General features: G+C 72.3%; 10 protein-coding genes. 3 read left to right on the top strand and 7 right to left on the bottom strand.

Annotated features, from left to right (window positions below; translation table 11 throughout):
- Positions 1 to 218: glycoside hydrolase family 3 C-terminal domain-containing protein (locus AOK09_RS10220; RefSeq protein WP_245687216.1), on the bottom strand; the 218-nt coding region annotated here is incomplete at its 3' end.
- Positions 219 to 674: 456 nt separating this feature from the next.
- Positions 675 to 1046, bottom strand: a complete 372-nt coding sequence (locus AOK09_RS10225) for a hypothetical protein (RefSeq protein WP_055586822.1) — start codon at positions 1044 to 1046, stop codon at positions 675 to 677.
- 717 nt (positions 1047 to 1763) lie between these two features.
- On the opposite strand from AOK09_RS10225, the gene AOK09_RS10230 reads away from it, so the two are divergent.
- Complete coding sequence (locus AOK09_RS10230) at positions 1764 to 2054, top strand: hypothetical protein (RefSeq protein ID WP_055586823.1); 291 nt, start codon at positions 1764 to 1766, stop codon at positions 2052 to 2054.
- Between the two features lie 81 nt (positions 2055 to 2135).
- On the opposite strand, the gene AOK09_RS10235 is transcribed toward AOK09_RS10230, so the two are convergent.
- Positions 2136 to 2798 (bottom strand): class I SAM-dependent methyltransferase, encoded by a 663-nt coding sequence (locus AOK09_RS10235; RefSeq protein ID WP_055586824.1) that lies wholly within the window; start codon positions 2796 to 2798, stop codon positions 2136 to 2138.
- Between the two features lie 533 nt (positions 2799 to 3331).
- Entirely contained in the window at positions 3332 to 3907 is a 576-nt protein-coding gene (locus AOK09_RS10240; RefSeq protein ID WP_055586828.1) for a GNAT family N-acetyltransferase, read from the bottom strand.
- Between the two features lie 292 nt (positions 3908 to 4199).
- Between AOK09_RS10240 and AOK09_RS10245 the strand changes: the two genes are divergently transcribed.
- Positions 4200 to 5051, top strand: coding sequence for a uridine kinase family protein (locus AOK09_RS10245; protein ID WP_157875848.1), 852 nt, complete (start codon positions 4200 to 4202; stop codon positions 5049 to 5051).
- A 308-nt stretch (positions 5052 to 5359) separates the two neighbouring features.
- Here AOK09_RS10245 and AOK09_RS10250 read toward each other — a convergent pair whose 3' ends face one another.
- The gene (locus AOK09_RS10250) at positions 5360 to 5896 is read right to left on the bottom strand and encodes a TetR/AcrR family transcriptional regulator (protein ID WP_055586829.1); all 537 of its coding nucleotides are present in this window, start codon (positions 5894 to 5896) and stop codon (positions 5360 to 5362) included.
- Between the two features lie 186 nt (positions 5897 to 6082).
- Between AOK09_RS10250 and AOK09_RS10255 the strand changes: the two genes are divergently transcribed.
- On the top strand, positions 6083 to 7525 hold the full coding sequence (locus AOK09_RS10255; protein ID WP_055586826.1) for an aldehyde dehydrogenase: 1443 nt from the start codon (positions 6083 to 6085) through the stop codon (positions 7523 to 7525).
- A gap of 54 nt (positions 7526 to 7579) precedes the next feature.
- On the opposite strand, the gene AOK09_RS41065 is transcribed toward AOK09_RS10255, so the two are convergent.
- Together AOK09_RS41065 and AOK09_RS10265 are read right to left on the bottom strand one after the other, a co-directional pair.
- Positions 7580 to 7882 (bottom strand): hypothetical protein, encoded by a 303-nt coding sequence (locus tag AOK09_RS41065; protein WP_175609284.1) that lies wholly within the window; start codon positions 7880 to 7882, stop codon positions 7580 to 7582.
- Positions 7883 to 8690: 808 nt separating this feature from the next.
- On the bottom strand, positions 8691 to 9413 hold a 723-nt coding region (locus tag AOK09_RS10265; RefSeq protein WP_157875849.1), incomplete at its 5' end, for an ATP-binding cassette domain-containing protein.

The raw sequence follows: 9413 nt of genomic DNA on the forward strand, positions 1-9413 counted from the left end.
GTGGTGGACGGACCCGTGGGCGGCGCCGTCGTGGGTGTCTGAGAGGGTGCGGGGCCGGACGGGTAGCTCAGCCCGTATCCGTACGGGAGAAGCGGGGTCTTGCCGTCGCCGTCGTTGATCGGTTCCTGGGAGGCGCTCTGCATCCAGGTCATCGGCAGCTTCCCGGTCGGGTTGTAGTCGCCGAAGAGGACGTCCGCGTAGCACGGTGGGACCTCCAAGGGGCTCTCCCGGCGGGCGCGGCCGGGTACGGGACGGGGCAGGGCTCCCACTGCCTCAAAGGTCGAGTGCGATGGTCATTCGACTTCTGGGGGGAATCGCTATCACGTGCTCGCTCATATGCAGGCAATACGCGAGGTCGCCGTCAACCGTCGAGCAGGCCGACGTCGGGGAGGTTGCAGCCCTGCGCCCGGGGAGGCACCACCCCTGCTCCGGCGCAGAGCTGCCCGGCGCAGGGGCCCGGAGATCTGCACGGTCGGCCCGCGTCGCTTCGAGGAGCGGAGCCGTGCCCGGGCCGGGCGCTTCCCCGGGGCACCGGTGGTGGACGGCCGCTGGAGCCGGCGAGTTCCGTGCCGGGCGAAGGTCGCTCGTCGGGGAGCTGCCCTCGCCGGAGTCCGGCGTACGTGATGCCCTGGCGGACCCGGACGCGCCCGTCCCCGGTCAGCAGGACCCGGCGGTCAGGCGGTGTGGCCGAGTTGGTAGATGCGCCGCACCCGCCCGTCGTCGGCGACTTCGCCCATCACGATCCAGTCGATCACCACATGCCCGAGCTTGCGGTGTTCCGAGGTGAGGCAACAGCGGGCCGCGAATCGGTGACCCTCCACCAGGAGGTCGTCGATCCGCATCTGGACTGCGGTGACGTTCTTGCGGGCCGGGGCCGCGTGGGCGACCAGTTGGTCGCGGGTGAGGTCCGTGCCGTCGGTGGTCCAGATCGCGTCGGGGGTGACGGTCCGGTCCACGATGCGGGCGGGGTCCTCGTCGGACAGGGCCATCTCAAGGGTGTAGTCGACCAGAAGGCGGCGGGCCGCGCGCTCGGTGATGTCTGACATGCATGTCATGGTTGGGGACGCGCTTAAGTTTGTCAACCGTGTAAGAGTTAATGCGGCGACTCCGTCCTCGCTGCCGCGAGGGAACGGGACGCAACCGGTGCCGCCTGATCCCCGCGGCGCCCCTCGGCGTCCCGAAGGCCGGAGCTGCGACTGCGACTGGCCTCACCGCCGCCGACGCGGGTACCGGCGGATCGACCGCCTGCGCCAGGCTCGGCCGGGCCGGGCCAGCAGGGGTCGCTCGGCCGTGCCTCCGGAAGGGAAGACGGACCGCCCCTGACATCAACGACCCCGAACGGGACGGACATGCGTCCATGCCTGTCGACGCGGGACCGAACCAGGCGCCTGGCCTTCGTACGCTGCCCCCGGTCCGCCGGCGTCGCCGGCTCTCCCGAGCATGCGGCCGGCCGGTGTTCGCAACGTGGCAGGGGAGGCCGGGTTGCGGCCTGCAGGGACGAGAGCTAGCTTCGATTGACGATCAAGTCCGGGCGCTTAAGCGCTTGGCTCCCCAGTCCGGCCCGGTCGGCCGCGCAGTACGCGGGCGCCGGTGCCCTCGATCCATCACCCAGCCGATGCCGACAGCGCTCCCGTCGCCTCCATGAGGTCCCGGTGGCGCCCCGGCCGCCCGGCTCCGCCGAGCCTGTGTCTCCCGCACCCACGCGAGGGAGACGCCCCCCGAATTCCGGTGCAGAGTTCCTCCGGACCGCTGGAGGTGGCACGATGCGCAGAGTCCTCGTCCGGATGACCGCGGCAGCGTTTGCGGCCTCGTTCCTCGCCGCCCCCGCCGCCCTGGCCGCCGAACCGTCAGCACCGGTCCCCACCGTCGGCCGGCACCTCCTCCAGGCGCATGCGACGGCACCTGGGGCCGCGCACCGGAAGCAGACGACGGGCCCCACCTTCAACACCTCGGCCGAGTGCCAGGCCTACGGGGTGAGGTGGGCGGATCCGAACATGACCTGGTGGTGTGAGCGCAACGCCAACGGCACCTACACCTATATGTACCTGTTCTGACGCCCGTCCCGCACCGGTCACAGTGAGCGAGGCGGGTCCGTCGGCGGCGACCCGGCCGGCCGGGTCGCCGCCGACGGATCGTCAGACGGCGTCCGCCTCGCCCTTGCGGGCGAGCAGGTGAACCTCCTTGAACTGCCGCCGGTCGGTGGGCTGGGGCTCGCGGACCATCCGGGCCACCTCGGCCAGCCCGCACGTCCGCAGCATCGCCGAGAGGTGGTCGGGCCACCACCGGTAGGCCGGGGCGACCGTGTGGTCGAAGACCTGCGCCGGGTGAGCGGAGTTTTCGCTGGCCGAGAAGCCGATCAGCAGGTGGCCTCCGGGTGCCAGCACACGATGGAACTCCGCCAGGAGGACGGGCAGTTCCGGCGGCGGGGTGTGGATGACGGACCAGCGGGAGAGCACACCGCCCAGCGTGCCGTCAGCGATGTCCAGCGCGGCCATCGACCCCACCTCGAACCGCAGGCCCGGATAGGCCTGCCGGGCCAGCGTGATCATCGCGGGAGAGGCGTCGACACCGAACGCCGCCAGCCCCAGCCCGTGCAGATGAGCGGTGATGTGGCCGGGCCCGCACCCCAGGTCCGCGACCCGGCCGTCCCGGCTGGTGCCGACGACCTCGGCGAAGACACTCAGGATCGCCCGGTCCAGGGGACTGTCACGCAGCGAGTCGCGGAACAGCTGCGCATAGGTGGTGGCGGCGGCGTCGTAGGCCTCGCGGGTGGTGCTGAAGGCATCGTGTTCGACCATGCCCGCGACAGTAGTTCCTGGCGCTGGGGCAGACCGGGAGTCTCACGATCTTGCCCCGCCGCACCCGTTCGGCCGCCGCTCACCGGCGGGGGAGGAGCCGGCACCCCCGGCCGTCCTGCGGCCGACCTCGCCCGGAGGTCGCGGCCCGGAGGGGCCACCTGCCGGACCGGCCGCAGACGGCCGGGGACCGGGGACGGTCGCCCCGCCCGGTCCACAGCCCGACGGCGCTGCGCAGTTCGCGCGAGCAGCGAGGGGACGTCGCGGCTGTCTCGCTTCGGGGAACTCGTGGGCCTGCCACGGCCGCCACAGCAGGCCCACTCCGTACAGCCACCGCCCTCGCGCTCCGGCGACCGCCGGCCCGGTCACACGTACCTCCTCCGGCCCTCGATCCGCCGAACCTCGGCGAGCACTGCGGAAGGGAGACCCCGATTGGCCGTTGTGCCACTCTGCGCCGGGAGCCGGCGCGGTGACCACGGCTCTTCGTCGCGGACGTGCACAGGCCGCCTGCGCGGCATCGGCCTGTGGGGCGATCGTCATACGGAGACGGGTCGCCCTCCCGTCCCGGGCCCCTGCGAGACCCGTGACCACACGCCGAACCACTGCTGGGCGCCGTACTCCTCGAACTGCTCCACCTCGGTGAACCCCAGCTTCGCTGCGAGGCGCATCGAACTCCCGTTGGCGGTCTGGGTGCAGAGCACCACCGGCTCGCCGGGGAGCGCGTCGGCGAACCAGCCGAGTGCCGCCGCGCACGCCTCCGCGGCGTACCCGTGTCCCCACGCCTGCGGCAGGAACATATAGCCGAGCTCGGTCTCCCCGGCCTCCGGACGGACGTGTCCCGGACGCTCCGCGTCGCGTCGGTCGAGTGTGACCATGCCGATCATCGCTCCGTCGAGATCGACCACGAAGAGGCCGGGGCGCTGCCCGGGCACCTCGGCCATGGTGCGCTCCAGCTCCTCGCGAGGCCGGGGGCCACCGATGTAGGTGCCCACCTCCGGGGAGGCGAACAACTCGACGAACGCTGCCCGGTCGCGGGCCTCGGCCACGCGCAGGGCGAGCCGCTCGGTCCTGATCGGGGCGGGGAGCCAGGTGGCGGGTCCAGGCGCAGTCATGGCGGGCAACCTACCGCACGCCCGCAGGGCAGCGGCCTTGCCGACCGGCAGCGGCGGCCGCTCCTCGTGGGCCCGCCGAACGCCCGGCGCCCAGCCTTCGTACCCCGCCGACCGTGCACGGTTCCAGGCCCGCCCAGGCGGCGCCGGGCCCTCCATACCGCGCAGGCGGACCGGCTCGGCGGTGTGCTGCGCCGACCGGAAACTCCGAAGCGCACCCGGGCGCGTTGGCGCCATCATGGACGAGGCCGAGGGTGGCCCTCTCCGCCCTGCACGCCACCCACAAGGGGTTCCCATGTTCGAGGACGTCCGAGGGCTTGCTCCGGAGCATGCCGCACGACTTGCCGCTCTGGTCGCGCGGTGCAGGCCGCTGCTGGCGCAGGACCAGGGCATGGAACACGTCCAGCGGCTGCTGCGCGACCTCGGGACCGGGGCCCTGGAGTCGGTACTCGTCACGCGGGCACTGCTGGGCGGCAGCGCCGGGGATCTCAGGGAAGCCAGGGAAGCCGTGTTCTCCAGCGCCGCGAGAACGAGCGAGGTGCGCGTGCAACAGCGACGCCAGGACGTCACCGAACATGCGAAGGACGTCGCCGACGGCCTCCTCCGGTCGGCCTGTGCGGCGGGGAGCACCAGGATCACCGCCATCGACGGCGCAGGAGGGTCGGGCAAGACGACGCTGGCCGCCGCGGTGTCCGGACAGCTCGACGGCTCGGTCGTCGTCCACGGCGACGACTTCTACCGCCCGATGCCCGAGCAGGAGCGGGAACGGCTCGACGCGGAGCAGGGCTACCACCGCTACTTCGACTGGCAACGCCTCCGCGACCAGGTGCTGGTCCCGCTGCGGGACCAGCGGGCCGCGCGCTACCAGGTCTACGACTGGGCCACCGGCGAGCTCGGAGCCTGGCGGGAGATCGCCCCCGGAGCGGTGGTGATCGTCGAAGGGGTCTACTCCGTCCGCCCCGAGCTCGCCCCCTACTTCCACTTCACGGTCTATGTCGACACTCCGCGAGAAGTCTGCCTGGAGCGCCTGCGGGCCCGCGGTGAGAACTCCGAGGAGTGGATCAGGCGCTGGCGCGCCGCAGAGGACCACTATCTGCACACCACCTGGCCTCAGAGCAGAGTCGCACTCTGTGTCCGCGGCCACTGACGCGGAACTGCAGCCAGGACTCGCCGTGCAGTCCCGCCTCGGTGTGATGCGCCGGGAGAGCCGGTCGCTGGTGTGGCCCGGGAGGTCCTGTCGGCAGCGGGGGAGACCTGGGAGGCCCGCTGCTGCCTCCGCCGGGTACTCGCCCCCGGCGACGCGGCGCACGGCCAGGAGCTGAAGACCGTGCAGAGGCTGCCGGCGGCACTTCCCGTCCGGTGAGCGCGGTCTGCTCCGGGCCTGCACAGGGGCGCGCGGGCGGGCCGCCGTTGCCCGGGGCGAGGCGGCTGACGCCGTCCGCGGAAGGGCGCCGCTCAGCCCGCTGCGCGGGTGCCCCCGGGACCGGCGCCCCTCGGGGCGGCGGCGCCCGCGCCGAGCCCGTGGAGGAAGGTGTCGACCACCAGGTCGGCGGCCTGCGCGGGGCTGAGGTCGGTCAGGTCGCGGGAGGCGATGCCCATCAGCTGCGGCAGGACCCTGCTCACCCACCCGTCCGGCAGGCCGGGACGGATCAGACCCTCGTCGGTGGCGCGGCGCAGGAAGTCGGTGAGTTCTCGGTACGAGCGGTCGCGCCGCTCGCGGACGGGTTCGTCGGCCAGCATCCGGCCCAGATCGACCGGCCAGGTGCGGTTGACGCCGATGATGCCCTCCACATAGCGGTGCAGGGCGACGGCGACCGGGGCCTCGTGCAGCCGCGCGTCCTCGGTGGCCTGCTCGATGGCCGTCAGCCGCGCCTCGTAGATGGCCGTCAGCAACTCCTCGCGCGAGGCGAAGCGCCGGTAGACGGTGCGCCGGTCCATGCCGGCCTCGGCCGCGATGGCGGTGATGCTCGCGGCCGGGTCGGCGGCCAGCATCCGCGCACCGGTCGTCATGACTGTTTCCAGATTGCGTGCTGCGTCGGCTCTCACGGCCATGAGTATAGACAGCTTGCGGCAGTACGACCCTCTTATAGCCACGTCTCTGCGCACATAGAAAGCGTAAGTGCTACAGTCGAGTGACAGTTAGCGGGAGGCTCCCGCTAGGGACACCGGAGGAAGCACATGATCACCTACGACCGGCTCTTCATCGGCGGCGTCTGGACCGAGCCCAGCGACCCGGAACTGCTCGACATCCTGTCCCCGCACGACGAGTCGCTTGTCGGCCGTGCCGCCCAGGCCCGGCGGGCCGACGTGGACCGGGCGGTGGCCGTCGCCCGCACCGCCTTCGACGAGGGGACCTGGCCGAACACCCCGCCGGCCGAGCGGATCGCGGTGCTGCGCCGGCTGAACGCCCTGCGCGAGGCCCGGGCCGAGGAGATCGCAGCCGTGATCAGCGCGGAGAACGGCTCCGCCGGCTGGTTCACCCGCGCCGGGCAGCCCGGCCTGTCCCGCCAGGCCAACGCCTATCTGAAGGCGGCCGAGGAACTGGCCTGGGAGGAGGTGCTGACCCCCAGCGACCCCGCGGCCACCAGCCGCAGCGTGGTCCGCCGGGAGGCCATCGGCGTCGTGGCCGCCGTCATCCCCTGGAACTCGCCGTTCTCCGCCTCCCTGGCGAAGATCATTCCGGCGCTGCTGGCCGGCAACACGGTCATCCTGAAGGTCTCGCCGGAGAACTCGCTGAGCATGGGCCTGCTGGCCGACCTGCTCTCCGAGTGCGGACTGCCCGAGGGCACCGTCAGCGTGCTGCCGGCCGACCGCGAGACCAGCGAGCACCTGGTCTCCCATCGCGACGTGGACAAGATCGCGTTCACCGGCTCCACCCGTGCCGGACGCCGGATCGCCTCCATCGCGGGTGAGCAGCTCAAGCGGGTCAGCCTGGAACTGGGCGGCAAGTCCGCCGCCGTCGTCCTGCCCGACGCGGACCTGGCGGCGTTCACGGCCGGTCTGAAGTTCTCCTCGCTGCTCAACAACGGTGAGGCCTGCATCGCGCAGACCCGCATCCTGGCACCGCGCAGCCGCTACGAGGAGGTCGTCACCGCCGTCAAGGAGGTCGTCGACTCGCTGAAGGTCGGCGACCCGCAGGACCCGGACACCTTCATCGGCCCGATGATCCGCCGCGACCAGCAGCAGCGGGTGCGCGACTACATCGAACTCGGCCTCAAGGAGGGGGCACGACTGGTCACGGGCGGCCCCGAGGTACCCGCCGGCCTGGAGAAGGGCTACTACGTCACCCCGACCGTCTTCGCCGACGTCGACAACGCGATGCGGATCGCCCAGGAGGAGATCTTCGGCCCGGTACTGGTCGTCATCGCCTACGAGGACGAGGACGACGCGGTGCGCATCGCCAACGACTCCGAGTACGGCCTGTCCGGCGGCGTGTGGTCGAGCGACGAGGCACACGCCCTGGAGGTCGCCCGCCGCATGCGGACCGGCACCGTCACCGTCAACGGCGCCTCCGTGGGCTTCGACGGCCCGTTCGGCGGGTTCAAGGCCAGCGGCGTGGGCCGCGAGTACGGCTTCGCCGGTCTGAACACCTACATCGAGTACAAGACCGTCACCATCTGACGCCCGGTCGGCGACACCCCCGTTGGCCGACACCCCCGTTCGACCGACCTGCCGTCAGCGCACCGGGGGCCGTACCTGCCACCGAGCCGGCGGATCTCCTCCGGCGGGTAGGGGGTCTGTCTCCTCCCGCTCCGGCACCTGCCGGTTGAAGTCCGATGTCGCGGCGGCGAGCGGTGCGTGCCGGGCGGTGATCGCCGTGGCCTGTTCCGGGATGCCCGTGGGGCGCTTGCCCTCCACGTGGGCGCGCATCAGCGCGTACCGGCCGTCGCTGAGGATGTTCTCGAAGCGCGCGTCGAAGTGCAGGAGTCCCCGCGCGTTCATGGAGGGGATTTCCGCCGCCAGTTCCTTCGCCACCATGGCGCAGGCCTGGCCTCGTCGGCCGCCTCGACATGAGTGCCCAGCCACCGGTGCGGGTTCTGCGGGACGTACCCCGCAAACAGCCCGATGCTCGCCGAGGACTCCCGGAGGGCCTCGATCCGGCCGCGCGCCTGCGATCCGCCGCTCCCGTAGGCGACGGCCGGGTCTCGACGCCGGCCGGCTCCTGCGGCAGGGGAGAACTCCACGGAGAGCACCCAGCCGGTCGCCATGGCGTGCGCGGCTCCCTCCAGGCGCCGAAGCCCGGCGCGCCGATAATGCCGACGCCGTAGTGGCGGAAGGCGGGAAGCCCGAAGAGGCCGGCTGTGGAAGTGACGCTCCCGGCCTGCCTCTCCAGGTCGGTGAGCGGCACCCGTTTCACCAAGTCCGGGGTTCCGGCGACCAGCCGCCACCGGCCGAGGACCTCAGCCGAGAGGCACCTGCCCGGCAGAGCCGCAGCCGTCGTTGCGTACGGACCGGGAGATGCCCTTCGACGCCGGTTCGACCATCGCCGCGGTGCCGGCCGAGGCGGCACGACGCCGAGGTCGCCGGTACCCGGTGCTGCTCGTCCAGCCCGGCGAGTATCCGCAGCAGAACGGACGTGTTGACGCCGTCCCCACCCGATCCGGCCGATGCGGTGGCCGGGGGAGGCGGTCAGGCTGACGCCGTCGAGCACCCGCCGGCCCCCGGTCGACGACGAGGTCGTGCGCGAGCAGAGCGGACTGGGGCATGCGGGATCCGTCCCATGTGATCGGTGGTCGGTCCGCCGGGCACGGAGCCTCGGATGCGGGCCGCTGCACTTGCCGGTGGTTCACACGGTGGGTGCTGCGGTCTCCTTGAGTACTCCGTTGGCCAGTTGCAGCCAGCGGTTCACTCCGATTTCGGCGAGGAACCGCTCGTCGTGGCTGACCACGATGAAGGCGCCCTGGTAGGAGCTCAGTGCGCTCTCCAGCTGGCCGGCGCTGACCAGGTCGAGGTTGTTGGTCGGCTCGTCGAGCAGCAGCAGCTGAGGGGCCGGTTCGGCGCACAGGACGCAGGCCAGGGTGGCGCGCAGCCGCTCGCCACCGGACAGGACGCCGACCGGCAGTTGCGCCCCGGCGCCGCGGAAGAGGAAGCGGGCGAGCAGGTTCATCCGCTCCGCCTCGGGCCGGTGCGGGGCGAAGGAGGCGAAGTTCTGCGCCACGGTGCGGTCCAGGTCCAGCAGGTCCAGGCGCTGGGAGAGGTAGGCGATGCGGCCGTCGTTGCGCCTGATCTCCCCGCCGTCCGGGGCGAGGTCGCCGGTGACCAGCCGCAGCAGGGTGGACTTGCCGGCGCCGTTGGGACCGGTCAGGGCGATGCGCTCGGGGCCCCGCACGGTCAGGTCGATGCCGCCGTCGGCGAAGACGGGCCGGTCGCCGTGGCGCACCTGCATGCCCTCGCCGACGAAGAGGTTGCGCCCGGCGGGCACCTGGGTGTCGGGCAGGTCCAGGGCGATGCGCTGCTCCTCGCGCAGCGCGCGTCCGGCCTCGTCCAGCCGCGCCCGGGCCTCGCTGAC

The organism is Peterkaempfera griseoplana (genome assembly GCF_001418575.1).
In the GTDB taxonomy this organism is placed as follows: Bacteria; Actinomycetota; Actinomycetes; order Streptomycetales; family Streptomycetaceae; genus Peterkaempfera; species Peterkaempfera griseoplana.

What these genes read in the sequence shown, in the direction of transcription:
- AOK09_RS10255 (WP_055586826.1), top strand. Translation starts at nt 6,083, where the DNA reads ATGATCACCTACGACCGGCTCTTCATCGGCGGCGTCTGGACCGAGCCC.
- AOK09_RS10235 (WP_055586824.1), bottom strand. Translation starts at nt 2,798, where the DNA reads ATGGTCGAACACGATGCCTTCAGCACCACCCGCGAGGCCTACGACGCC.
- AOK09_RS10240 (WP_055586828.1), bottom strand. Translation starts at nt 3,907, where the DNA reads ATGACTGCGCCTGGACCCGCCACCTGGCTCCCCGCCCCGATCAGGACC.
- AOK09_RS41065 (WP_175609284.1), bottom strand. Translation starts at nt 7,882, where the DNA reads ATGGTGGCGAAGGAACTGGCGGCGGAAATCCCCTCCATGAACGCGCGG.
- AOK09_RS10250 (WP_055586829.1), bottom strand. Translation starts at nt 5,896, where the DNA reads ATGCTGGCCGCCGACCCGGCCGCGAGCATCACCGCCATCGCGGCCGAG.
- AOK09_RS10230 (WP_055586823.1), top strand. Translation starts at nt 1,764, where the DNA reads ATGCGCAGAGTCCTCGTCCGGATGACCGCGGCAGCGTTTGCGGCCTCG.
- AOK09_RS10245 (WP_157875848.1), top strand. Translation starts at nt 4,200, where the DNA reads ATGTTCGAGGACGTCCGAGGGCTTGCTCCGGAGCATGCCGCACGACTT.
- AOK09_RS10225 (WP_055586822.1), bottom strand. Translation starts at nt 1,046, where the DNA reads ATGTCAGACATCACCGAGCGCGCGGCCCGCCGCCTTCTGGTCGACTAC.